18 protein-coding genes and 1 pseudogene are annotated in these 25051 nt (G+C 71.1%); 9 read left to right on the top strand and 10 right to left on the bottom strand.

Annotation, left to right across the window (positions count from 1 at the left end; translation table 11 throughout):
* Nucleotides 1-162 precede the first annotated feature (162 nt).
* On the bottom strand, nt 163-1239 hold the full coding sequence (locus tag ACFPP6_RS32955; protein WP_382050120.1) for a hypothetical protein: 1077 nt from the start codon (nt 1237-1239) through the stop codon (nt 163-165).
* 203 nt (nt 1240-1442) lie between these two features.
* Here ACFPP6_RS32955 and ACFPP6_RS32960 point away from each other — a divergent pair, with 203 nt between their 5' ends.
* The 5 genes from ACFPP6_RS32960 to ACFPP6_RS32980 all read left to right on the top strand — a co-directional run bounded on the left by ACFPP6_RS32960 (nt 1443) and on the right by ACFPP6_RS32980 (nt 11561).
* On the top strand, nt 1443-1676 hold the full coding sequence (locus tag ACFPP6_RS32960) for a hypothetical protein (protein WP_058043632.1): 234 nt from the start codon (nt 1443-1445) through the stop codon (nt 1674-1676).
* Nucleotides 1677-1873: 197 nt separating this feature from the next.
* The gene (gene abc-f / locus ACFPP6_RS32965) at nt 1874-3520 is read left to right on the top strand and encodes a ribosomal protection-like ABC-F family protein (RefSeq protein WP_382050123.1); all 1647 of its coding nucleotides are present in this window, start codon (nt 1874-1876) and stop codon (nt 3518-3520) included.
* 557 nt (nt 3521-4077) lie between these two features.
* Nucleotides 4078-10158, top strand: coding sequence for an FG-GAP-like repeat-containing protein (locus ACFPP6_RS32970; protein ID WP_382050125.1), 6081 nt, complete (start codon nt 4078-4080; stop codon nt 10156-10158).
* A complete protein-coding gene (locus ACFPP6_RS32975; RefSeq protein WP_382050127.1) occupies nt 10155-10577 on the top strand; it encodes a hypothetical protein in 423 nt (140 codons plus the stop codon). The genes ACFPP6_RS32970 and ACFPP6_RS32975 overlap by 4 nt, the downstream gene beginning before the upstream one ends.
* 162 nt (nt 10578-10739) lie before the next feature.
* Nucleotides 10740-11561 carry a lipase family protein gene (locus tag ACFPP6_RS32980; RefSeq protein WP_382050129.1) on the top strand — a complete coding sequence of 274 codons (822 nt, stop codon included), beginning with the start codon at nt 10740-10742 and terminating at the stop codon, nt 11559-11561.
* Between the two features lie 94 nt (nt 11562-11655).
* Here the strand turns inward: ACFPP6_RS32980 and ACFPP6_RS32985 are convergent, their stop codons facing one another.
* The 3 genes and pseudogenes from ACFPP6_RS32985 to ACFPP6_RS32995 form a co-directional block, all read right to left on the bottom strand.
* Nucleotides 11656-12432, bottom strand: coding sequence for a maleylpyruvate isomerase family mycothiol-dependent enzyme (locus tag ACFPP6_RS32985; protein ID WP_382050131.1), 777 nt, complete (start codon nt 12430-12432; stop codon nt 11656-11658).
* Between the two features lie 56 nt (nt 12433-12488).
* Nucleotides 12489-13820, bottom strand: coding sequence for an aldehyde dehydrogenase family protein (locus tag ACFPP6_RS32990; RefSeq protein ID WP_382050203.1), 1332 nt, complete (start codon nt 13818-13820; stop codon nt 12489-12491).
* Nucleotides 13806-14498, bottom strand: a pseudogene (locus ACFPP6_RS32995) (type 1 glutamine amidotransferase domain-containing protein); the annotation flags it as partial. The pseudogene ACFPP6_RS32995 and the gene ACFPP6_RS32990, both read right to left, overlap by 15 nt.
* Nucleotides 14499-14742: 244 nt before the next feature.
* Between ACFPP6_RS32995 and ACFPP6_RS33000 the strand changes: the two are divergent.
* On the top strand, nt 14743-15708 hold the full coding sequence (locus ACFPP6_RS33000) for a YwqG family protein (RefSeq protein WP_382050133.1): 966 nt from the start codon (nt 14743-14745) through the stop codon (nt 15706-15708).
* Nucleotides 15709-15744: 36 nt separating this feature from the next.
* Here the strand turns inward: ACFPP6_RS33000 and ACFPP6_RS33005 are convergent, their stop codons facing one another.
* The 3 genes from ACFPP6_RS33005 to ACFPP6_RS33015 all read right to left on the bottom strand — a co-directional run bounded on the left by ACFPP6_RS33005 (nt 15745) and on the right by ACFPP6_RS33015 (nt 18189).
* Nucleotides 15745-16908, bottom strand: coding sequence for a hypothetical protein (locus ACFPP6_RS33005; protein WP_382050135.1), 1164 nt, complete (start codon nt 16906-16908; stop codon nt 15745-15747).
* Between the two features lie 145 nt (nt 16909-17053).
* Nucleotides 17054-17533 carry a VOC family protein gene (locus ACFPP6_RS33010; RefSeq protein WP_382050137.1) on the bottom strand — a complete coding sequence of 160 codons (480 nt, stop codon included), beginning with the start codon at nt 17531-17533 and terminating at the stop codon, nt 17054-17056.
* A 74-nt stretch (nt 17534-17607) separates the two neighbouring features.
* Nucleotides 17608-18189: an ArsR family transcriptional regulator gene (locus ACFPP6_RS33015; RefSeq protein ID WP_382050139.1), complete on the bottom strand. Its 582-nt coding sequence runs from the start codon at nt 18187-18189 to the stop codon at nt 17608-17610.
* Nucleotides 18190-18300: 111 nt separating this feature from the next.
* Here ACFPP6_RS33015 and def point away from each other — a divergent pair, with 111 nt between their 5' ends.
* The gene (def, locus tag ACFPP6_RS33020) at nt 18301-19011 is read left to right on the top strand and encodes a peptide deformylase (protein WP_382050141.1); all 711 of its coding nucleotides are present in this window, start codon (nt 18301-18303) and stop codon (nt 19009-19011) included.
* Nucleotides 19012-19050: 39 nt separating this feature from the next.
* On the opposite strand, the gene ACFPP6_RS33025 is transcribed toward def, so the two are convergent.
* Together ACFPP6_RS33025 and ACFPP6_RS33030 are read right to left on the bottom strand one after the other, a co-directional pair.
* On the bottom strand, nt 19051-19833 hold the full coding sequence (locus tag ACFPP6_RS33025; protein WP_382050143.1) for a dienelactone hydrolase family protein: 783 nt from the start codon (nt 19831-19833) through the stop codon (nt 19051-19053).
* Nucleotides 19834-19913: 80 nt separating this feature from the next.
* Nucleotides 19914-21578 carry an AAA family ATPase gene (locus tag ACFPP6_RS33030; protein WP_382050145.1) on the bottom strand — a complete coding sequence of 555 codons (1665 nt, stop codon included), beginning with the start codon at nt 21576-21578 and terminating at the stop codon, nt 19914-19916.
* A gap of 199 nt (nt 21579-21777) precedes the next feature.
* On the opposite strand from ACFPP6_RS33030, the gene ACFPP6_RS33035 reads away from it, so the two are divergent.
* Both ACFPP6_RS33035 and ACFPP6_RS33040 read left to right on the top strand, forming a co-directional pair.
* Nucleotides 21778-23025 (top strand): HEAT repeat domain-containing protein, encoded by a 1248-nt coding sequence (locus ACFPP6_RS33035; RefSeq protein ID WP_382050147.1) that lies wholly within the window; start codon nt 21778-21780, stop codon nt 23023-23025.
* Between the two features lie 188 nt (nt 23026-23213).
* Nucleotides 23214-23762: a GNAT family N-acetyltransferase gene (locus ACFPP6_RS33040; protein WP_382050149.1), complete on the top strand. Its 549-nt coding sequence runs from the start codon at nt 23214-23216 to the stop codon at nt 23760-23762.
* 38 nt (nt 23763-23800) lie between these two features.
* On the opposite strand, the gene ACFPP6_RS33045 is transcribed toward ACFPP6_RS33040, so the two are convergent.
* A complete protein-coding gene (locus ACFPP6_RS33045) occupies nt 23801-25048 on the bottom strand; it encodes an erythromycin esterase family protein (protein ID WP_382050151.1) in 1248 nt (415 codons plus the stop codon).
* Between the last annotated feature and the right edge of the window lie 3 nt (nt 25049-25051).

Here is a 25051-nt window from a genome sequence, read left to right on the forward strand (position 1 = left end):
CACCCCGAGCGGGTGCGCCGCTTCCCCCGCGGACGCCGGCCTTCGCGGCCCGCCGAACTCCATATGGGCAGGCCGGATCCCGACACCCTCCGATCACTGGGCGCTCGCGGCAGGGGCGGACGACGAGCCTCAACGCCACGCGCCGACCGGGGGGACCGTCAGCTAGTCGCCGCCCCCGCCACCACCGTCGCCGCCCCCGCCGCCGTCCCCGCCGCCATCGCCGCCTCCGCTGTCCCCGCTGTCGCCGCCGTCCGCACCCCAGCCGTCGCCGCCGCCGGGCTCGTTGTCGTCGCTGCCCTTCCCGAGGTTGGTGAACCAGGGACGGTCCCATCCTGCGTCGGTGGCGATCGGCTCGCCTCCGTGCACCGGGCGCCGCCGCTCCGCCCGGAACCGCGCAAAGCCCGTCGTGTCCCCGAGCCCGAAGGCCACGGCGAAGACCTGCGCCATGACGGCATCCAGCGGGTCGGGGCTCTCGTACTGCACGGGAGCCAGCGGCAGCAGCAGCGTGCCCGGTTCGAGCACCACTCGGCGCGGGGGACGCGTCAGCAGGGCGACACGCCGTTCGTTGCGCAGCAGCCACGAACTCGCCGCGTTCTCCCGCCGCAGCACCCAGTGCTGCCCGGGCAGTCGCACCTCCACGGAGCTCTTGGACTTGCGCAGCTTCTTCTTGAGGCTGAGCTCCGCCGCGACGTCGCCGACCGTCAGGTGCAGGCCGTTGGACGGTCCGGGGGACTCGCGGTAGAAGCCGTGCGGCGCTCGGATCCGTACGACGGGGGCGCCGGGCCCCCAGACGTCGACGCGTATCAGACGCCGGTCCACAGCGACGGTGACCGGCCCGGCGGGCCCCGGCGCGTACCGCCGCGCGATCCACAGCGGTACGCCCTCGGCCCTGGCCTGGGCGGCCAGGGCGGCCACCCGCTCGGGCCCGCCGCACTGCCGTACGGCCAGCTCTCCCAGCTTGCGGGCGAACGCGGCGGCCTCCCGCACCTTCACCGGTGTGGCGGTACCGGTGACGCGGGTCACCGGGACGATCCCGGGCCCCTCGGCGAGCCGCTCCAGCGGGCGCTCCGCCCCGCCGGCGCCCAGCCAGCACGAGCGCAGGAACGCCTCGGCCATGGCGGCGAGGTTCAGCTCGCTCAACGGCGTGGTCGCTCCGCCCCTCCGCAGCTGCTCCTCGGTCAGCTCCACGGTCCGCGCCAGCGGATTCCACGACCGCTCGCTATAGAGCACCTGACTCACAACATCCCCCATACGTACGCGGCCCAGCTCAGCAGAGCCCACCTTCACATACGCCGGCCGTGTTCCGTTACCGGGGTGGCCCGACCGGGACCGAACCAGTACAGACGGCCTCCACGTCCGCCGAACTGGGAAACCTTGGTCAAGTTCGAATCCTGTCCGAACGGGCGGGGGTAGGGATCGGACACCGAACTGTGGAGGTTGGCATGGCTGGATTCCTCGACCGGGCCAAGGAGCAGGCCCAGAGCGCCCTCAACCAGGGGAAGCAGAAGGTGGACGAGGTCCACCAAAAGCGAGCCGGCAACGACCTGCTCCAGAAGCTCGGCGCGGCCTACTACGCGGAGCGGAGCGGCTCGGGCTCGCCGCAAGCGACCCACGACGCGCTCGCCGCTCTTGAAGCCCACATCGCCGTCCACGGGGACAGCTTCCTGCGCGGGTAGCCCTGGCCTGTGGAAATGGGGGGCGCCTCGAAGGGCGCTCCCCATTCCGTGGACCCCGATAGCAAATGAGTAGAGGCGAGACGCATCGTCTTGCTAGGGTGGGTCCATGCGCTTCTTCTGCTTTCTCTGAGTCCGGGCACGGCCGACGCCGCCGTTTCTGCTGCCCGTAGACCCTTCCTATCCCCAGGGAAAGTCAGATGCGCGAACGCGCCCATACTGCTGTGCCCGCTGCCGTGGCACAGCTGTCCGTCAAGGACGTCACCAAGTCCTACGGCACCCGGACCGTCCTCGACCAGGTGTCCTTCACCGTCCGCCCGGGCGAGAAGGCCGCCGTCATCGGCGAGAACGGCTCCGGCAAGTCCACTCTCCTGCGGCTGCTCGCCGCGGCCGAGGTGCCCGACGCCGGAGAGATCACCGTCAGTTTCCCCGGCGGCACCGGCCACCTCGCCCAGACCCTCGACCTCGACCCGGACCGCACCGTGCAGGACGCCGTCGACCTCGCCCTCGCCGGACTGCGCGACATGGAGCACCGGCTGCGCACGGCGGAGGAACACCTCGGCGAAGCATCGGAGGACGAACTCGCCGCATACGGGGAGCTGCTCATCGCGTACGAGGAACGCGGCGGATACCAGGCGGACGCCCGTGTCGACGCCGCCATGCACGGGCTCGGGCTCGCCGGGATCACCCGCGACCGCATGCTCGGCTCGCTCTCCGGCGGCGAGCAGTCGCGGCTCGCGCTCGCCTGCGTGCTGGCCGCCGCCCCCGAGCTGCTGCTCCTCGACGAGCCGACCAACCACCTCGATGCGGCGGCCGTGCACTGGCTCGAGGAGCACCTGCGCGCCCACCGCGGCACCGTCGTCGCGGTCACCCACGACCGCGGCTTCCTGGAGCGCATCGCCACCACGATCCTCGAGGTCGACCGGGATGCGCGCACGGTGCACCGGTACGGCGACGGCTGGGCCGGTCACCGCGCCGCGAAGGCCGCCGCCCGCCGCCGCGCGGAGCAGGAATATGCCGACTGGCTTCAGGAGGTCGCCCGTACCGAGGAGCTGCTCGAAGCCGCCGGAAGGCGGCTGGCCACCACCGGCAAGGACCCGCAGCAGGGCTTCGGCAAGCACCGCCGCTCGCACGAGGCGAAGCTCGGCGGGCAGGTGCGGTCGGTCCGCGAGCGCCTGGCCCACCTGCAGCGCAACCCGGTGGCGCCGCCGCCGGAACCACTGCGCTTCACGGCAGCGCTGACGCCGGCGGACGGCCCGCCTCCGGCCGGCCGCCCGCTCGCCGAGCTCGACGGCATAGCGGTCGGCGAGCGGCTGCGTCTGGACGGGCTGCTGGCGGTCGCGCCCGGGCAGCGGCTGCTCGTCACGGGCGAGAACGGGGCGGGCAAGACGACGCTCCTGCGCGTTCTGGCGGGCGACCTGGAGCCGGACGCGGGCGCGGTACGCCGCCCCGCCCGGATCGGCTACCTGGCGCAGGAACTGCCCGCGCGCTCCACGCGGCTCCCGCTGCTCGCCGCCTTCGCGGCCGGACGGCCCGGCCTGCCGGAGGAATACGCCGAACGGCTGCTGGCGCTGGGCCTGTTCCGTGAGGAAGACCTGGACGTTCCGGTCACGTCGCTGTCCGCAGGGCAGCAGCGGCGGCTGCAGATCGCGAACCTGGTGACCCGGCCCGCGGACCTCCTCGTACTCGACGAGCCGACGAACCACGTCGCGCTCGACCTGGTCGAGGACCTGGAGGCGGCGCTCACGGCGTACCCGGGAGCGGTGGTCGCGGTCTCGCACGACCGCGGCTTCCGCGAGCGGTTCCCGGGGGAGCGCCTGCATCTGCACGGCGGCCGGAGGCGCTGACCTTGCCGGACCTGGCCCCGGCCGGGTCCGGAGCCGGGTCCGGGGGCACGGCAGAAGCCGCCTCGCTTCGGACGCCCTCCGGGAAGGCTTGTCTCACGCGTCCCGTCCGTCCCAAGTCCCTTCCACCAGACGTGGATTGCGGCGATATCCAGCCACTCAGCTGCCGGAGCGCACCGTTGGCAGCCCCCACCTGCGCTTTACCGCACCCCGGTTGGCCCCGCATCGGCGAGTACCGGACATTTATTCGACGCCTCCCATGGGGATTCGGTCAGGTGGGGAGTATCTGTGTGTTTCCTATGGGGGGTGTGTGACGAGTGTTGCGATCTACGCGGCCTGCACGACCTACAAGGCCCACACGGCCTGCACGGCGAAGAAGAGCAGCCCAACTGCTTTCCTGCCTCCTGGCATTCGTTCTCCTCGCCCTGGCCGGAGTCACCGGGACGGCCTGGGCCCGGACCGCAACGCCCCCCGTACCCGGCCGGACCGCACCACCCCCCGTACCGCCATCTCCTCTCCTGACCCGTACGGCCAAGGACCTGCCCAAGCCTCCCCGGTCGATGACGCTGCCCGAGCGGCGCAAGCAGCTCGACGCCAACCGCGGCGGAACCGGCCCGATGCGCGAGTTCGTCCGGCCCCGCCCGCCGGCCCCGTCGGCGAAGCCCGAGAGCCCGCCCGCCGGGGCCCTGCAGAAGGGCCCGGCGGCCTCCGCCAAGGGAACCAGGGGCGCACCGGGTCTCAAAGCGCCCGCGGGCACGGCGCCCAACCCGGACTGGGTGTCCGCCTACGCCTCCGCCTACCCCGGCATGCTGTCCATCGGCGGTCAGGTGAAGTTCTCCGGCATCGAGGCCGCCAAGCTCTCCAGCATGTGGCTCTACGTCATGGACGAGGAGAAGAAGCCGGTCCTCCAGCAGGAGATCAAGAAGGCCGACGCCGACCCCCAGGGCAGGTACCTCGAGAGCGGCGCCTGGTGCTACGGCTGGTGGCCCAAGAACTCCTACCCCGCCGACCAGTGCTTCTGGTGGACCTCCAGCCTGCTGGACGGTCACCTGAAGGACGGCAAGAAGTACTACGCCTGGATCTTCCTCACCGCCACCGACGGCTCCTCCAGCCCAGGCGGCACCTCCTCGCCCTTCGTCGAGGCCTTCTACACCCCCGACATCCCCGGCGCCCAGGCCGGACTGTGCACGTGCTACGCCCAGGAGCACCGTGCCGACCCCATCAACACCGCCACCGGCATGTACTACGAGAAGATCACCGATGCCACCCTCGCCGGCGCCGGCAAGCCCTTCTCGCTCGACCGCTACTACCGCTCCGACTCGGCGGCCACCGGATTGCTCGGCCGCGGCTGGTCCACCCCCTTCGACAGCAGACTCACCCTCGCCTCCGACCGGGCCACGCTCCAGACGGACGACGGCGCGCAGGTCGTCTTCAAGCTGTCGAACGGCGCCTACACCACCCCTGCCGGATCGGTGCTCAAGCTCGCCAAGTCGGGTTCCTCCTACGTCCTCACCTCGATCGACCACACCCGGCGCACCTACAACGCCTCCGGTCAGCTCACCGCCGTCACCGACGCGAGCGGCCACGGCCTCACCATCGGCTACGCCTCCGGACGCCCCGCGACGGTGAAGGACACCGCCGGCCGCACCGTCGAGTTCACCGTGGACGGCGCCGGCCTGCTGACCAAGGCGGCACTGCCCGACAACACCACCGTCAGCTACGGCTACACCGGCGGCCTGCTCACCTCCGCCACCGACCGGCTCGGCCGGACCACCGCCTACACCTACGACGGCGCCAAGCGCCTGGCCACCTTCACCGACGCCGAGGGCGGCAAGGTGACCAACGCCTACGACGCCGCCGGCCGGGTGAAGTCCCAGACCGACAGCGCGGGCAAGACCACCACCCTCACCTGGGACAACAAGCGCGAGTCCCACGTCACCGACCCCAACGGCGGCGTCTGGACGGACGTCTACTCCGGCAACGTGCTGATGGAGAGCACCGACCCGTACGGCAAGACCGTCTCCTACAGCTACGACCGGCAGCTGCGCCCGGTGTCCATCACCGACCAGCTCGGCAACACCACCGAGATGACCTACGACGGCGCCGGGCGGATGCTCACCCGCAAGGCCCCGGCATCCGCGGGCTACACCGAGAGCTGGACCTACGACGGCGCCGGCAACGTCACCAGCCACACCGACGGCCGCGGCAAGACGTCGAAGTACACCTACACCTCCGGCAACCAGCTCCAGACCAGCACGGGCCCGGACGGCGGGACGGTCACCTACACCTACTCCGCGCTCGGATCCGTCGCGAGCGTGCGCACCCCGCGCGGCAAGACCGTCGCCTACGACCACGACGCGGCCGGCAACCGCACCGCCGTGACGACCCCCCTCGGCGAGAAGACCACCTTCCGCTACGACGCGGCCGGGCGGATCACCGAGAAGACCGACCCCCGCGGCAACGCCCAGGGCGCGAACCCGGCCGACTTCACCACGACCTACACCTACGACGGCCGCGGCCTGCTGCGCACCGCCAAGGACCCGCTGGGACACACCACCGTCTACGGCTACGACGGCGTGGGCCGGCTCACCTCCGTCAAGGACGCGACCGGCCGCACCGCCGCCTACGAGTACGACGGCGAGAGCCGCCTCACCAGGACCGTCAACCCGGCCGGCAAGTCCGTCACACGCGGCTACGACGCCAACGGCAACCTCACGGCCGTCACCGACGCCCTCGGCAACAGGACGACCTACGCCTACGACAAGGCCAACCGCCTGATCGCCGAGGTGTCGCCCCGCGGCAACGCCCAGGGCGCGAACGCCGCGGCCTACACCACCAGCTACGGCTACGACGCCGCAGGCAACCGCACCACCGTCACCGACCCCACCGGAGCCGTCACCACCACCGGCTACGACGCCCTCGGCCGGCCCGTCTCGGTGACCAACCCGCTCAAGCAGGTCACCAGGACCACCTACGACGCGAACGACAACATCGCCACCCTCACGGACGCGCTCGGGAAGGTCACCCGCTACACCTACACGGGCACCGGCCTGACGGACACCGTCACCGACCCGCTCGGCAACAGGACCGGCTACGGCTACGACGCCGACGGCCACCGCACCAGCGAGACCACCCCCCTGGGCCGCAAGACCACCTGGACGTACGACGACGACGGGCGCACCGCCACCCGGACCGACCCCCGCGGCAACGCCCAGGGCGCGAACCCGGCCGACTTCACCACGACCTACACCTACGACGAAGCCGGCAACGTCACCAAGGTGCGCGACCCGCTCGGCGGGACCACTGTCACCGGCTACGACGCGCTGGGCCACGTCGTCTCCGCCACCGACGCGCTCGGCAAGGTCACCAGAACCGCGTACGACGAGCTCGGACGCGTCGCCAAGGTCACCGGACCCGACGGCGCCGTCACCGCCTACACGTACAACACGGCCGGTGACCTCGCCACCCGCACCGACCCCAAGGGGCACACCACCGGCTTCGCCTACGACGACGCGGGCCGTCGCACCACGGTCACCGACCCGCTCGGCCGCAAGAAGACCTTCGGTTACGACGCCGACGGCAACACCAACCGGATCACCAACGCCCGCGGCACCACCGCCACCGTCACCGTCGACCCCCGCGGCCTGCCCACCGCGACGGCCTTCACCGACGACACCCCCGGCACCACCCTCGCCTACGACGCCCTCGGCCGCCGCAAGTCCGTCACCGACGCCACCGGTACCCGGGCCTACTCCTACGACCCGGCCGGCCGGCTGACCGGCGTCACCCCGGGGGCCGGCAAGGGCGCCTACGGCTACACCTACGACGACGCCGGGCGCCTGACCTCCCGCACCGTCGACCACACGGCCCCCAAGCCCCTCGACTGGAGCGGCGCGGCCCTCACCGCCACCGCCGACCTCGACGGCGACGGCACCACCGACGTCGTCGCCACCGACGCCAAGAGCGGCGTGCGCACCTTCCTCGGCCGCGCCGACGGCACCTTCGCCGCCGGCAGCACGCTCACCGGATCCGGCACCGGCTTCCAGCAGGCCCTGACCGTCGAGTTCACCGGAGACGGCAAGCCGGACCTGCTGGCCGTCGACAAGGCCACCGGCCACCTCTGGCGCTACACCGGCGACGGCAAGGGCGGCTTCGCCGCACCGGCCGACCTCGGCGCGGGCTGGGGGCCGATGACCCTGACCGCCGGGGACTTCAACAAGGACGGCAAGCCCGACCTCCTGGCCGTCAGCTCCGGCGCCAACCGGCTCTACTTCTACCCCGGCGACGGCAAGGGAGGCCTCGGCGCCCGCACCGACCTCGGCAGCGGCTGGGGCACCTACCGCATCGCGCTCCTGGAGTACACCGGCGACGGCAAGCCCGACATCCTCGCCGTCAACCCCGGCGACGGCCACCTCTACCTCTACCCCGGCGACGGCAAGGGGGGCTTCGGCGCCCGCACCGACCTCGGCGCGGGCTGGGGAGCCATGCAGCTGGTGCCGGGCGAGTTCAACGGCGACGGCAAGCAGGACTTCCTCGCCGTCGACACCGCCGCGCACAAGCTGCGCTTCTACCCCGGCAACGGCACCGGCGGCTTCGGGACGTACGTCCTCCAGCCCGACGACTGGACCCCGTACGGCCTCCCGCTCCTCGCCCGCACCGGCCCCTCGGACCGGACCGGCATCGTCGCCGCGGCCGGCTCCCGGCTGCGCACCTGGAAGGGCGACGGCAAGGGGCGCTTCACCGACGCTGCCGACGCCACGACCGCGGGCAGCGGATCGAGGGTCGGCTACGGCTACGACGCCGACGGCCGACGGACCTCCCAGACCGGCGCGGCCGGCACCATCACCTACGACTACGACCCCGCCGGGAACCTCGGCACCACCACCCTTCCCGCCGGCAACGGCCACACCGAGAAGCGCGCCTACGACAACGCCGGCCGCCTCACCTCCGTCACCAGCGCCAAGGGCGGCACCGTCCTGTCCGGCCGGCAGCTGACCCTCGACCCGTCCGGCCGGCCCACCCGGATCGCGACCAGCCGGGCCGGACAGCCCGACAGTTACCGCTACTACAGCTACGACCCCGCCGGCCGCCTCCTCACCGCCTGCCCCTCCGCCACCAAGGCCGACACCTGCCCCGCAGCCGACGCAGCCACCACCTACACCTACGACCCCGTCGGCAACCGAAAGACCCAGAGCCGCAACGGCACCACCACCTCGTACACCTACGACGACGCCGACCAGCTCACCTCGGCCGCCGCCGGATCCACCACCCGCGCCTTCACCTACGACGCCGACGGCAACCGCACCGGCGCCGGGGACGACACCTTCCGCTACGACGCGGCCGGCCGTCTCACGTCGGTCACGTCCGGCTCCTCCGGCTCCGACACCTACACCTTCGGCTACGACGCCGACGGCAACCGGGTCACGGCCGGCAGAGCCGGCAAGCGGCTGCGCACCACAACCTGGGACGTCAACGGCCCGCTGGCCACCGTCGGCACCGAGTACGACGCCGAGGGCGCCCTGAGCAGCGAGTACCAGTACAACCCCCTCTCCCAGGTCCAGGCACGGACCGGCCCCGGCGGCACCCTCTTCCACCACCACGACCAGCTCGGATCGGTCACCGACACCACCGACGCGGCGGGAGCCGCCCAGAGCAGCTACACCTACGGGGCGTTCGGCGAGACCGAGCGGACCGACATCGCCAAGAACCCGCCCGCCAACCCCTTCACCTTCGCCGGCGGCTACGCCGAACCCGTCACCCAGGCGGCCGGCCTCTACCTCAGGGCACGCGACTACGACCCGGCCACCGGCCGCTTCACCGCCAAGGACCCGGCCCCCGCAGCCATCCACGACCCGTACATCTCGACGTACGCCTACGCCAACAACACCCCCACCCGCTTCACCGACCCCACCGGCCTCAAGGCCGGCGACCCCGACGACGACCACATCGACTCCTTCGGCGAGGGCGTCGAGGTTTTCGGCGACGGCTTCGTCCAGGGCCTGAAAATGCCCTTCGAGTTCGTCGGCGACCTCTACAACGCCTTCACCGGCAAGAACGGCGGCGCGGGCGGCTTCTTCGACAAATACATCCCCGTACGCCCCGCCTACACCCTCTACCGCGCCTCGTACCACTTCTCCAAGCAGGGCTGCGAGGAGCTCTCCGAGGTCTACCGCAAGGCGGCCGACGAACTCGCCGCACAGGTCGCCCTCGTCGGCCTCGGCGGACTGCGCGGCTGGCAGCGCAAGGTCGCCAAGGAGGAGACCAGCGTCCTGGGCTCCGAGGGCATCTCGCCCAAGCCGGGCAAGGGCAACGGCGGACCGCCGCCGCTGCGCCAGGCGTACATCAACGAGGTCGAGGCCCTGTCCCAGCAGGCGGCATCCATGCGGGCGGCCGGCGCGAGCCAGGAGACCATCGCGCGCACCCTGCACAAGGCCCGCCGTGACCTGGGCGTGAAGTACAAGGACCTCACCCCCGAACCGCTGCGGAGCGAGATCTACCAGCGCAACCTGCAGAAGTACGGTGACAAGCTGGGGCCGACGATCGACTGGCTCCGGGCCAAGGGCAAGACGTGGGAACAGATCATCGAGAGCGCGACCCGCACCGGCGGGCAGGACCTCGGACTGGGGAAGAAGCAGGAATGAGCATCACGGTGCGGTCCTTCGACCGCTTCGACGAAGTGGCCGCGTTCGACCCGGCGAGCGGTGAGCTCGGCCCGCGCACGCGGGCCGGCTCCCCGCCCCCGGGAGAGGCGCCGGCCGGTCACTACGGCGAGCTGGGCGGGGTCCCGGTCGTGCTCTACCGCACGGCCGGCAGCCTCCGCCTGCGGCTGGGGGAGCGGGACGTCGCCCTCGACGGCCGCCTGGAGATCCGCCACGAACGGTCCGCCGACCGCTGCCTGCTGACGGTCGGCACGACCACACTCGCCTACCCCGCCCCGGACAACCTGATCGACCCGGAAGACGACCCCACGGCCTTCGCCGAGGCGGAGGACTTCGACATGGGGTTGTTCGTGGCCAACGTGGCCGGTGATCCCGGCCGCAGGGAAGTGGTCTACCGGTAGGGAGCCCGGCCGGAGCCGGACATGGGCCGGTGTCCTGTTCGCTCCGGCGCCCTGTTCACTCTTTCAGGGAAAACTGGTACGGGAATTCTTTGATACGCATGTCTTTCGGTAACGGCTGTGATGCGACGTCCCCATGTCACCGGCCCGTGAAAGGGAGCCCCCGTGCCCGTGCCCACCGCGATCGACCACAAGGCCCGCACCTACAGCCTGGCGCACGCCTACTGGCTGGCCCAGGCGGCCGACCTCTCCTACAAGGACGAGGCCACCATCGAGAAGCAGGCGCGGAACTGGGGCTTCGACCGCGTGCGGCACCACAGGACGCGGTTCACGCCGCCCTTCCCGCTGGAGGACACCCAGGCCTTCACGATGGCCAGCGACGACATGATCATCACGGCCTTCCGGGGCACGGAACCCCAGCAGATCCGCGACTGGCTCTCCGACGCGACGACCCCGCCCTGGCCGGGACCGGCGAAGACGGGCTACGTCCACTACGGCTTCGGCCAGGCCCTGGAATCCATCTTCCCGGATGTGAAGAACACCCTCCACGAGTACCGGACGAACGGTCAGACCGTGTGGTTCACCGGCCACAGCCTGGGCGGCGCGCTGGCCATGCTCGCCGGCGCACGGCTGTATCTGGAGGAGCCGAAGCTGCTGGCCGACGGGGTCTACACCTACGGCCAGCCCCGTACGTGCGACCGGCTGCTGGCGGCCGCGTGCAACAAGGGCTTCAAGCAGCGCCTCTTCCGGTTCGTGAACAACAACGACATCGTGCCGCAGATGCCGCCCGAGCCCATGTACACCCACGCCGAGGCCCTGCGGTACATCGACTCCGCGGGGAAGGTCCACGAGACCATGTCGCTCTTCGGCGGCCTCGCCGACCGGGCGAAGGGCCTGACGGCGGACGCCCTCGCGCCCGCGAGCGACGGGGTGCGTGACCACTCGATCCGCAAGTACGTGGCCGCGCTGGAGAAGAACCTGGCCTGACCGGCCGGTCAGGCCGGTTTGCCGTGACATCTGCGACGCCTCCGGCGGGCTTCCCGGTCGGCATGTCGTGGCCTGCCGGCGAAGTGCGAGGTCGTCAGAAGGCCGAGTGAGCGAACCAGTGGGCGAGCAGGTCCTGGTCGCCGAGCAGCTCGAAGGCGTCGCTGTTGCGGTCCAGGCGGCCGTAGAGGAGCAGGAGCAGGTCCGCGGCCGTTCCCCGGACCGTGGCGTCCGCCGCCGTGCGGGACCGGGCGTCGCCGGTCACCAGCCCGAAGCCGTCGGGGCGCAGGTGGATGAGCCAGCCGTCGCCGTCGCCGCCATCGCCGTCCGTGCAGCCGAAGCGAATGGTCCGGTCAGCGCTGCGCAGTTCGGCGGTCCCGGGTGCGAAGAATGAGGCGAACGGCAGGTTGGTGAGGAACTCGTCGATGCCGTCCACCGCCAGGACGCGGTCGATGTGCGGCGAGAGCCCGAGTGCGAGCTCGGCGTCGGTCCGGTGCACCAGCGTCTCGAAGAGCATGCGGCGGACCCAGAACCGGGCGTGCTGGTCGAGCCCCCAGGCCCACATCGGCGCGTCCGGATCCGTGGCGGCGAACACCTGGTCGGCCTCCGCGGCGCCCGTGGCCAGCCAGTCCGGATAGCCGTCGGGCTGCTCCGGCAGGCACAGGTCCACCTCGCGGCTGGTCGGCGGCTGCTGGATGCGCCGGCTCAGCAGGGCGGTGAACCAGCGGTGCACGCTGCCGGTGTGGCGCGTCAGGTCGGCCAGGGTCCAGCCGGGGCAGGACGGCACCGGGGTGGCGGGGGCGGCGCCCTTTACCGTGGCGATGAACCGGGCGGTCTCGGCCGCGACGGCTGTGGCGTGCTGGGCTGGGTTCATGTCTGAGGCCCTTCTGGTCGTGCAGGTGGCAGGGGTGTGAGGCAGTGGAGTACTGGTCAGGTCAGCGGCTTGTCGAGTACGGCCTTGGTGTGGCTGAAGGTGTCGATGGAGTACTCGCCGTGGTAGCGGCCCATGCCGCTCTCGCCCACACCGCCGAACGGCAGGTCGGGTACGGCCAGGTGGGAGACGGGCAGGCCGAAGGCCAGGGCACCGGAGGACGTCTCGTCGGCCAGCCGCTGCCTGGTCCGCGGCGAGTCGGTGAAGGCGTACAGGGCGAGCGGCTTGTCACGCTCGTTGACGAAGGCGATCGCGGCGTCCAGGTCGGGCACGCCGATCACCGGCAGGATGGGACCGAAGATCTCTTCCTGCATGACGGGTGCGTTCGGGGAGACGTCCGCGAGCACGGTCGGGGCGAGGTAGCGGCTCGCCCGGTCGTGTACCCCGCCGGTGACGACGCGGCCCTCGCCCAGAAGCCCGGTCAGCCGGTCGAAGTGCCGCTCGTTGACGATCCGCCCGTACTCCTCGTCGGCCGAGGGGTCCTGGCCGTACTGCGCTCGGACGGCTGCGGCCAGGTGTTCTTCGAGCGCGGTGGCGGTGTCGCCGATGGCGAGTACGTAGTCGGGCGCGACGCACGTCTGACCGGCGTTGAGGAACTTGCCGCGGACGAGCCGCTCGGCCGTGGCCTCCAGGTCGACGCCGGGCTCGACCAGCACGGGGCTCTTGCCGCCCAGCTCCAGGGTCACGGGAGTCAGGTTCCGGGCGGCCGCGGCCATCACGATGCGCCCGACCGTACCGTTGCCGGTGTAGAAGATGTGGTCGAAACGCTCTTCCAGCAGCGCGGTGGTCTCCGCGACGGCGCCCTCCACGACCGCGACGGCCTGCGGGTCGAGATAGCGCGGCAGCAGCCGGGCGAGGGCTGCCGATGTCGCCGGTGCCAGCTCGCTGGGTTTGACCACGACCGCATTGCCCGCGGCCAGCGCACCCACCAGCGGCGTCAGCGCGAGCTGCAGCGGATAGTTCCAGGGCGCGATGACCAGCACCACCCCGAGCGGGTCGCGGACCACGCGCGCTTCGGCCGGCTGGAAGGCCTCGGGAACGGGGGCCGGCCGGGGAGCCAGCCACTCCGCGAGGTGCGCGACGGTATGGTCCAGCTCGTTCAGCGTGAAGCCGATTTCGGTGCGGTAGGCCTCCTTCGGCCCCTTGCCCAGATCGGCACGGAGGGCGGCCAGGAGTACGTCGGCCTGTTCCGTGAGCAGCGTGCGCAGTGCCTGCAGCTGCCCGAGCCGCCAGGCCAGGGGCTTCGTACGGCCGGTGGCGAACCCGGCCCGCAGCCGGGTCACAGTGGTGGCCGGATCGGCGGCGGGCGCGACGTCCAGCGCGGCGACCAGGGCGTGGGCCAGCTCTGCTGAGGAGGCCGGGTTCTGCCCGGTGTAGAGGTTGCGGTCGACGACGATGTGCGGGGCGAACGGCTCCGCGGCGACGAAGTCGGCGCCGAGCCCGTTCAGGCGGTCCTCGAGCAGCCAGCAGGCCCGGTCGGCGAAGCCCGCTGCGGCCTCCTCGGCGTTGCTGAACGCGGTCATCCGGTACCCGGCGAACGGCCGGCTGCCGTCCTCGCGGTGGGCGGCGAGCAGTGCGGCGGGCGCGTGGCAGAGCAGGGCGAGCGGCTTGCCCGAGTCGAGCGTGCGGGTGAGGATCCGGCCGGAGGCCGAGTCGAGGGCAAGGTCCTCCATCGGGCCGTGGCCGCCGGGGTAGAAGACCAGGTCGTAGTCGTCCGGATCGACTTCTTCCAGCACTGCCGGGCTGCCGAGCTCGGCCTTGATGGCATCGAGGTACGCGGCGAGACGGCCGGCCCGCTCCTGGCCGCCGGCGGCGTCGGCGCTCAGGCTGACCGGGTCGACCGGGGCGGCGATGCCGCCGGGCGTCGCGATGGTGATCCGGTGGCCCGCCTCGCGGAGGATCCGGTGGGGCTCGGCGAGCTCTTCCGCCCAGAATCCGGTCGGGTGCGGGGTGCCGTCGGCCAGCGTCCAGTGGCGGGCGCCGGTGACGACGAAGAGTGCGGAAGGCATGACGGGCTCCAGAGGACGAGAGCAGTAGAATTTAAGGGCATAGATGATTCATGCACTCAAGTAATGAGGTGAAGGTAGATCTCAATGGTTGATGTTGTCAACTGATCCGGTTGCGCCTCTGCCGCCGGAGAGCGCCCGGAGAGCACCCGGAGAGCGCTGGGGGTCGCCGCCCGGTACGGCCTGGGGCGCCCCGCGCGCGAGCGTGTGTTTGGATTCGGCGTCGGCCTTGGAAAGAGGGGGAACGTTGACACGCACGACACCGCCGCGCCCGCTGGATGTGGCGGCCGAGCTTCCGGAGCTGGCGGGCCTGGCCAGGACGGCCACCCGCTTGCACCCGCGCCGGGGCACCCCCACCGTCCATGACAGTTCGGTGGGCGGTCCGCTGCTGTGGCCGGCGGACGAGCCCTGGCCGGAGTACGAGCCGGAGCTCGGGGCCTACGGCCCGATGACCATGCTGGCGGACATCCGCCGGGCACGGGGGATCGGACAGGACGGGCTGACCGGACGGGAGAGGGAAGACTTCGACCGGAACAGGGTCTGGTACCCGGCGGAACTGCTGCCGGACGGGCCACTGCCCCTGATTCCGCTCGTACAGCTCTACGCCCGGGACGTATCCGGACTCCCGTGCCCCGAGGGGACGGACATGCTTCAGGTGCTGTGGACCACGTTCGACGAGTTCGAAAAGCCGGGTGCCGTGCAGCTGCGGTGGCGGCAGTCCTCGGACGTGCCGGAAGCTCTGGCCGATCCGCCCGAGCCCGCCTACATCGACGAGATCGACCAGGTGCCCACACCCTGTGCACTGCATCCGGAACAGGTCCGGGAGTTCCCACCGGTGCACCTCCTCACGGACGAGCAGGCGAGGCGTGTGGAGACCTGGGCGGAGGAGCGGTCGGTGGATTACCGGGGAGGGTTGTCCGTCGCTCCCGGCTGGAAGCTGGGCGGCTGGCCCTCGCACTTCACCTACCGCCACCCCGCGGGCTCCGACGACCTCCAATGCCATGAGTGCGGCGGGCCTGTGGAGGCGCTGCTGACCGTCGACAGCAGCGAGTGGCACGGATTCAGCCGCAGCTGGTGCCCGGTTGAGGACGTGGACGAACATCCGTACGCCGTCAGCGCGCCCACGATGGTGTCTGTCTGCCGCGGCTGGACTCTGCAGATCTACGCCTGCGTCGGCACGCCGTCCCACCTGCCACGGTCGATCATGCAGTAGCAGCCACGGGCAGGGGCGGCGCTGGCTCAGCACGGCTCAATACGGCGAGAGAGTCAGGCGCAGGAACCGGGGCCGGTAGATGTCGGCGCGGCGGATGACATCGGCCGGGGCGAGACTGTTGACGTTGTAGGAGACCACGATGTCACGGCGGCCGTGTTCGAGTTCCGGATGTTCGTGGGGGTTGTAGGCGATGACATTCGGGTTGCGGTACGTGCCCTTCGGTCCGGCTTCCGGTGCGGTGTACACAGTCCGGGGCCGGGTGAAGGGACCACCGGGGGAGCGGGACCAGGCGATCTGCGTCTCGGCACTGAACGCCACATCCGCGCGCTGGGTCACCAGCGCGTACCAGGATCCGTGCCGCACCACGCTGAGCTCGTCCGAGGTGAACAGCGCGCCTCCGGGACCGGCCAGCCGGCCGGCGTCCGCCTCACGACCGGACCAGAGGCCGCGCGTCGTCCAGTACTGCCAGGGACCTCGCAGATCACGTCCGGCGACCCGGGCGAGCCGCAGGTGGCTGCGGCCTTCGGGGGTGCGCTCGGTCCCGTAGATGTACGTGTGCCCGCCCTGCGGTTCCAGCCAGGCACCCCACGCGATGCCGGCGGAGGACGGCAGCGGGGTGACGGACGCCGGTCGGCCGTAGGCGCCGGCGCGAAACCTGGCCAGCACGTTGCCCCGCCAGGCGATGTCCAGGGGCCCGCTCCCGGTGCGCGCGTAGCGGGCGTAGACGACGCTCACGCCGTGGCCGTCGGGGATGCCGGCGCGTGCCCAGTACCAGGACCCGCTGTCCGGGCCGGTCACCGGGGAGGCGGGCTGCCCGGCCCGGTCCCGGCCGGTCACCGTGCGCGGGCCGCGCCCGGTCCACAGCACGAAGCTGTTGTTCAGAAAGGGGGTCGTCCCACCCTCGCCGACCGTGGGGGAGCGTGAACCGTCGGGCTGTACGGTCCCGAGGAACGTATCGGAGAACACCCATAGTTCACCGTCCGGGGTCGGCACGGAGTACGTGCTGTCCCCGCCGGTCCAGTGGTGCGGTGAACGGTCACGGTCGGCGTACGTTCCGAAGGCCGTGTTGAGGGTGTCGGCGGGGCGTGCGTCCACTACACGTGGAGGTCCGGCGGCCGGGGCGGACTCCGGGGGCAGCAGTGCGCAGAGCACGGAGAGTACGGCGGCCGCGGCGTATTTCTTTAAGGCGAAGATCCTCATGATGCGGGGTCCAACGAGTCGTCGGCACAGGAGTGTCCCTGACGGTGGGACACCGACTGCCGACTGCCGGCTGCCAATTACGGGGAGGCCGAGGGCGTGATCACGTAATCAAGTCCTGTCCTCCAGCCCGGGCCCTGTCTGCCTCTCAGCCCCGATAGGCGTCCTCCAGCCCCTGAATCTCGATCTTGCGCATCCCCAGCATGGCCTGCATGACCCGGTTCGCAGCGGCCCGATCCGGGTCGGCCAGCAGCTCGATGAGCCGCCGCGGAGTGATCTGCCAGGACAGGCCGTACTTGTCCTTGACCCAGCCGCAGGGCCCTTCCTCCCCGCCCTCGCTCAGCCGCGCCCAGAGCCGGTCGACCTCCTCCTGGTCCGCACAGTCGATGCTGAAGGAGACGGCCTCGGTGAAGGTGAACTCCGGCCCTCCGTTGAGGGCGACGAAATGCTGGCCCGCGAGCGTGAACTCGACGGTCATGACGGAACCCGGCGCGCCCGGCCCCACCTCGCCGTAGTGCTGCACTTCGACGATGCGCGAGTCGTCGAAGATCGAGACGTAGTGGGCGGCGGCCTCCTCGGCCTGCCCGTCGTACCAGAGGTAGGGCTTGATCTTCTGAGTGATCTGCACGGTGACGAGTAGACCCGACTCCACGCCCGGAAGCCCGTCCGACGCGCGCGAGGATGCGAGTGGCGACGGGGTCCTCAGGCTTGGTCCGCTTCGTCTGCCGCGTGGGGGAGCAGGGGGAACAACCGGGTGATGAGGGCCATCGGTCGGGCGCCGTCGGGCCGGGCCAGGGGGCGTTGCTCGCGGTCCTGGTAGGGGGCGAGTACCCGCCGGATGGTGTCCGCGACCCGGCTCATCTCTTCGGGGGTGAGGTAGGCGATGGCGCTGAACGCTTCGTCGTGGCGCCATTCGGCCGGCGCGTGGTCGCGTTGGGCGAGCCATCGCTGCCAGCTCTCGTCCTCCAGACCGCGGGCCAGGTCGCCGAACTGCTTCTCCGTGGATGCGCCGGGGTGGGGGCTGTTCTGCTTCAGGCGCCAGGGGCGTGCGCGGCCCCCGTGGTGAGGGGCTTCCTCGATGTGTCCGTGGCGTGCGAGCTGTCGAAGGTGAAACGAGCACAGCCCGGAGCTGTGGCCCAGCCGGGCGGCGGCTTCGGTCGCCGTGACGGTGCCGACTTCGGCGAGCAGGTCCAGCAGTGCCGTGCGGACCTCGTGCTCGCGCAGTGCGTCGCCGCCGGTGTGCCGGGTCCGGTCGGGCGGGGAGTTGAGGTCGTCTTCAGTCACTTTGCAAAGTCTGCTACTTTGCAAAGATCTTGGCAAGCGGATCTTGCTCGGAGACATCAGGCCGCGGTGACGTCCGCGGCGTATGCGGCGTGCGCAGAAGGGGAGACAGAGATGTCTGTTGGTCACGACCGGTCCCGTCCCGTAGACCGGCGAGTCCGAGTGCAGGGCCGACCGGTCGATTCCTATCCCGCGCTGTCACCGGAGGCGGAACGGGGATCCGTGCGCCGGATCACGGTGGTGGGCGAGGAGGTCCTCAGCCGTCCGTGCCGGGAGGTGACCGAATTCGGCTCTCCCGAATTGTCGGCGTTGATCGACGACATGTTCCTGACCATGCACGTGGCCGACGGCGCGGGCCTGGCGGCCAATCAGGTAGGCGTCGACCTGCGGCTGTTCGTCTATGACTGCCCGGACGAACTCGGGGTCAGGCATGTCGGCCACATCATCAACCCGGTCCTGGACCTGCCCGACCCGGGCAGCCGCCGGCTCGTTGACGAGTCCGAGGGCTGCCTGTCCGTACCCGGTGCCACCATGACGGTCCCCCGCACAGAGCGTGCCGTCGTCCGCGGATTCGACAAGGACGGCAACCCCCTTGTCATCGAAGGAATGGGCTACTTCGCACGCTGCCTGCAACACGAAACCGACCACCTCTTGGGCCACACATACCTCGACCGACTGTCCAAGCGGGACCGCAAGGACGCTCTGCGGCAGATGGCGGACCGCCGTGAGGACGTCTTCGCACGACGCGAGACCAAGGCCGCCCGCCTGGGCCGTGGCCTTGGTGCTCGGCGTCCGTCACAGGGGCGCCCCGGGGGACCGGCCTGACGCCTTGACGCGTTCGGGTGCGCTCGTATGCGCTCGGCTTTACGAAATGGAGCTGCCCGTGCCCCGACGTGACGCACCTGAGCGCATCCCGAGGTGCCGGGTGAAGAACTGCAGCGCATCGTCGGTTTCGAACGCGGGTATTCCCCCGTGGTCGCCCGGGTTGGCGTGCAGCGTCTTGTCGGCCGAGCCCAGGGCGTCGAAGAGCGCCAAGGCACGGTCCCTGGGCACCCGCGTATCGTCCCATTGGAGCAGGAACTGGACCGGCACGGTGACCCGGGCGGCAGTCTCGGCCAGCCCCTGCACGCCGAGCAGGCCCAGCACTGCGGCGTGGATTCGCGGCTCGGTGGCGAGCAGGGGCAACCCGAGCCCGCAGCCCATCGACACACCCCAGTAGCCGACCGGGCCCGCGCCCACGTGGTCGAGGCCCTGGACCGCGGTCAGAACCGCCTGCCAGTCGGCGACGGCCTGCCCGGCCAGCAGCTCGTGCATGGCCGCGACCAGCCCGGTCGGATCCTCGCCGGCAGCCATACGGGCCCGCATGTCGCCGGCGAACTGCACGAACCGTTCGTCCTTCGGCCGGTCGCCGTGGTTGGGCGCATCGATCGCAACGACGGCGAAACCCCCCTCGGCAGCGAACCGGTACGCGCCGGCCAGAACGCCGGGGGCCTTCTTGTGCTGGCCGCCGCCGTGTCCCATCAGGATCAGCGGGCGGGGGCCGGTGGCTCCTTGCGGCGTGAACAGCACGCCGGGGATCTCACCAAGAGTGAAGGGCTGTTCGGTGACGCCGTCGGTCGACGTCCGGGAGGTCAAGCTGAAGCGCATAGCGTTTCGGGGCCTTTCGGGGGTGGTCGGTCGTGGGTGGGGGAGCGGCCCGACACCAACCGGGCGACGAGGCCGGACGCTCACCCCGCGGGCGTGTTCCCGTTCCCGCTCGCCATGAGTTCGTCGAAGGCCGCGAAGACGTCTGCCGCGTGCAGGGTGGTGAGGTCTTCCCGGGTCAGGGGCTGGCTGTTGCGGGTGGTGGACGAGAGACGGAGGTCGCGCTGGGCGGCGGCCTTGTGGCAGAGGTTGCGGATGAAGCGTCCGTTGCCGAGCGCGTCGATCCTGCCCGCCGCAGCGTCGAGGCTCTGCACCAGGGCGCTCTCGCCCTCCGGCGACAGTACGTCACCGTTGTCGTCCAGCAGCACGGTGGCGATCCGCCGCAGTTCCTCCGGCGCGTACGAGGGGAAGTCGACGTGCGTGGTGAAGCGTGAGGCCAGTCCGGGGTTGGCGGCCAGCAGGGTCTCCATTTCCCGCCGGTAGCCGGCCAGGACCACGACCAGTCGCTCGCGGTCGTCCTCGGCGCGCTTCAGGAGGACCTGCAGTGCCTCGTTGCCGAACGCGTCACCGCCGTTGTACCCGTCGTTGACCAGGGCGTAGGCCTCGTCGATGAAGAGAACGCCGTCCAGGGCGGAGTCGATGACCGCCGACGTCTTCAGCGCGGTGGAGCCGAGGTGCTCACCGACCAGGTCGACGCGCTGCGTCTCGACGACGTGGCCGCGCTCCAGCAGGCCGAGCCCCGCGAAGACCTTGCCCACGATGCGGGCCACCGTGGTCTTTCCGGTGCCGGGCGGGCCGGCGAAGACGAAGTGCTGCGGCCGGGTGCGGGTGGGTATGCCCTGCTCCTCGCGGAGCTTGGCCATCTCCAGCTGGGCGATCAGGGTGTGGACCTGGCGCTTGACCGACTCGAGGCCGATCATCGCGTCGAGCTCGGCCCGCGCCTCGGCGAGCAGGCCCGAGCGTTGCTGTGCCGCCACGGCGGCGGAGCCGGCCCCGGACCGGACCACCTGGGCCCGCTCCTCCACGTCGTAGAGCGTGGGCCAGTACCGGAAGGAGTACTGGTAGTCCTTGAGGGCCTCCTCCTGCGCTCCCAGACCCTCGTGAGCCCGGCCGCTCCAGTAGGCCAGCTCGGCGTCGAAGGGGCTGCCCGCCTCGGCCTCCTCCGAGAGCCGGTCCAGGGTGTTGAGGGCCTCGTGCCAGACCTTCTGCGCAATGAGAGCCTGCGCGACGTAGAGCTGCGCCTCGGCGCTGAGCATGGGATCCTCGATGCCGGTCGAGCAGGACAGCACCCAGTCCCAGTCCTCCGAGAGGTAGGCGTGCCGCGTGGCGACGAAGCGCGTCTCGTCGCAGTCCAGCTCCGCCTCCACCAGCGTCTGCCAGGCCTCGTCGAGGGCCCCGGCGTCCAGGAGGGCGCTCCGGGTGGCCAGCCACAGGTCCCGGCTCGTCTCCAGGGCGAAGCTGACGAACACGCCGATCGGGAACTGGGACGCCAGGGTTTTGTTGTGTTTGGCCCGCAGGACACCGAACTGCGCCGCGTGCCGGTCCATGGCGGCCAGGGCCTCGTCCTGGCGCTGACCCGTCGCGTGCAGGCCGAGCCAGGCATCGGCCGCGGTCGGGTCCTCGCGCACCGCATCCGCGAAGCGCACCGCCGCCCGCTCGGTGTGCCCTTGCCCGAGCAGCCCGACGGCGTCCAGCCAGGCCCGCTCCGCACGTCTCGCCGCCAGCCAGGACGTGGTTCCACGCGACACGTTTCTGCCCTCCTGGCCGCCCCCTCGCCTGCTCCGGAGCAGAAACAGGGCCAGCCGATGTGATCATCTACGGAGGGCCGATGCTACTGCGATGCCGGGCAATGCCGAATCCCAGGTGAAAGCGGCACGTCATACGTCATCACCGGATCGGTGCCTGACGGTCCCGGGACGGGATGAGATGAGAGGTGGAAACGGGGATATGGGTGAGAATCCGCTCATAGCTGCGGTACGAAGCGGGGACGCCAAGGCCGTGGCGGCGGCGCTGGCTGCGGGCGCCGACCCCGATGCCGTTGACGAGTACGGCACTCCGGCACTGTGCCTGGCCGTGGACGCCTTCGACCTTCCGGTCGTCGAAGAGCTGATGCTGGCGGACCGCCCCGTCGAGTTGAACTGCGTCGCCGCTGACGGCCGTACTCCTGTGCTGCGCGCGACAGACCGTGGCGCCTGCGAGATCACGTCCGTGCTCATCAGCCGCGGAGCGGATCCGCGGCTCACCGACGCCGAGGGGCGCGACGCCCTGGCGCTGGCCCGGCACTGGCACGTGACGGGCGCTGAGGCAGAGCTGCGACGCAGGAGCGGTACGTCGGAGCCGGTCGTGCGCAGGGCGGCCGTGGACGGGTGGGGGAACGTCTGTGAGGAACTGTCTCTCGGTGGCCTGACAGTCCGCAACGGTCACACGGCGATCCTCACCGAGCTGGAGCCCGAATACGGGATCGCACCGACCTTCCAGGAGTTGATGGGCCGCGCCCTGCCCGAGCCGGACGTCGACCAGCCGGTGTGGTCGGCGACGACGATCACGCTCCAGGGACGCCATGCCGCCCCTGCCGTCTGGGCGGAGGCTGCTGCCCTGCGAGACCGCCCGAACCCGTTGGAGCGGTACTGCGGCGCCGAGGTGATCCGTCTCATCAACCTCTTCGACGAGAGCGAGGACAGCCCCTTCGACAGGCCGCTCGTCGACCTCTTCCTCCCCTGGGCGGCGCGCGAGGAGGACCCACGGGTGATGCGGGCACTCACCGCCGGCCTGTCCGAGGCGATGGATCCCCGGGCCGAGCAGCCACTGCCGGCGCTCACCCGGCACCACGACCGGGAGGTCCGGCGATGGGCCCTCTCCGGCCTCCACCGGCTGGTCGCGCAGGGGGACCCCGAGGCACTGACCACCGTCATGGAGTGCACGCGGGACGCGGACGCCCGGGTACGCGAGGGAGCATGCAGAGCGCTCGGCACGGCCCCCAAGGATTCCACCACCTCCTCGGACGCCCTTGCCGGCTGCCTGAACGACGAGGACGAGGCGGTACGGGTCGCGGCGGCCATCCCGCTGTTCCTGCGCGACGACCCACGCGGTGACCAGGTACTACGTGACCTCGGCCCCGTGGACGGGGACTCGCCCTACTTCGCGGAATTCCATGCGGTCCGGTACCACCACCGGGCGCTGGACCCTGCCGGTTGAGCTGCGCCGGGCACCACATGGCGCGAGTGGTGCATACCGTCTTCCAAAGACTGGGACAGCGCCTCTCCCTGACAGGCATGGCTCGTAGGACCAGACTCCGTTGGTGAGGGTCGGGCCCCCGGGGGCCGGTGGGTTGATCGGTCCGCGAGTCTTGATCGCTGCCGAGCCTGCTGGTTAGGTTGGCCGGCATGACTGAGCTCGGACCCGTCGCCTGGCCACCCGCCCCGATCAGGACCGAGCGGCTCGTGCTCCGCGAGCCGGAGGCCCGGGACCGTGCGGCCTTCATCGAGCTGTTCTCCTCGCCGGAGGTGGGCACCTACATCGGTGGCCCTCGACCACGTGATGAGCTCGAACGGGCCGTGCCTGAGGTGCCCGGGCGGCGTCCCGGCCTTTTCGTGATCGATCTCGACGGAGCGATGATCGGCATGATCACGCTCGATCGGCGCGACGCGGAACGTCCGGGCCATGTCCGCCCGGATGCCGAGGAGGCCGAGCTCGGCTACATGTTCCTGCCGGAGGCGTGGGGATGCGGGTACGCCGCCGAGGCATGCGCGGCGGCACTCGACTGGTTCGCCGACGCACTTCCCACCGAGCCGGTGGTGCTGTGCACCCGGACCGCCAACGCCCCCTCGATGCGCCTCGCGGCGAAACTGGGGTTCACCGAGGTGGAGCGGTTCGAGGAGTACGGCGCCGAGCAGTGGTTCGGCGTGTGGTCCTCGGTCACGCCGTCCGGTTGAGCCTGTGCTCGTCAGTGCGGGACCCACGAGGCCACCGATCAGTCGCCGGCCTCGGCGCGCCGCTCCTGGCTCTGCGGGACGACGTCCTTGACGAACACGATGCCGTCACTGTTCGCCAGGTGGGCCGGGTCAAGCGGGGAGTAGCCGAACCAGGGGGATACGCGGGGCGCGGGCAGCGTGTCGCCGAGGGCGGTGGCCAGTCGCGGGGCGTCGATGACGCAGCGGTCCTCCGGGAGCGCGTACAGCAGCCCTTCGACGGTGTCCGGCGGCGGGGTGTCCACTCCCCGGTGCCGGATCGTGCCGAGAGCCGTGGCCACGAAGGCGTACCCCTCGCCGAGCCGGGCGTTCACCAGCGCACCGGCGCCCCACCACTCCACCGGCCCCTGCCACATCTGCATCGTGCTCTTCTCCCGCTGGAGATGGGAGTTGTGGGCGTGGACGAGTGCCGGGCCCCGAGCGGCGACCGCAAGGAGGTTGTGGGCCATCATCAAATCCCGCAGCGCGCACAGCCGCGTCATGCGGGCCGGTGAGGTGTCGGCCATCCAGTGGTGGTAGCGCAGCAGGCCGGTCGCGGTGCGCCCGTACAGGCGCGCCCGGTCCAAGTCGTCCCGCGAGGTTGTCAGGAGCAGGTGCGGCGTCTGCGCGTCGAGCAGCGCCACCAGATCGTCGGCGAGCAGTCGCAGCCGGCCGGCCTCGGCCGACTGCCCCACGGACTGGGACGGGTCCATCATCGCGGCGGGGTTGGTCCACTGGTCGTCGGTGCCGAGCAGGCGGTCGAGCGTTTGCGCGGTGCAGGGGAGCAGGTCCGCGTCCACCCGGGCGGCGAGGTAGTCGTGGAGTGCGGTGAGGGCCTGCCGGGGGCTCGCGGCGTGGGTGATCTCCAGCGGGCCGTCGAAACCGGCGAAACGGAGCCGCTCGGACGCGGGCCTGCCTTCCTTGTCGGCGCGGACGTTGCAGGCGCGCATCCAACGCACGAGTTCGCGGTTGGCCGCAAAGGCGCCCCAGCCGTGGCTGATTCCCTGCTCCATGACCTCGTCGAGGGTTCCGGTGCCGGAGGTGACGTAGTCGTCCACGACGAGGCCCATCATGCAGTCGCTCTCGATCGCGATCGTCCGGTAACCCTCCTCCTCGACGAGCTGCCGGAAGAGCTCGTTGCGCAGGTCGAGCAGAGCGTTCTCGCCGTGGGTGGGCTCGCCCAGGGCGAGCATCCGGGGCCGGGCGGGGAGCAGCCTCATGACGGCGGCGGCCTCGACGGCATGAGCGGTGTCCTTGATGTCGGTAGCCATGCC

The organism is Streptomyces aureoversilis, assembly GCF_042657885.1.
Classification (GTDB): domain Bacteria; phylum Actinomycetota; class Actinomycetes; order Streptomycetales; family Streptomycetaceae; genus Streptomyces; species Streptomyces aureoversilis.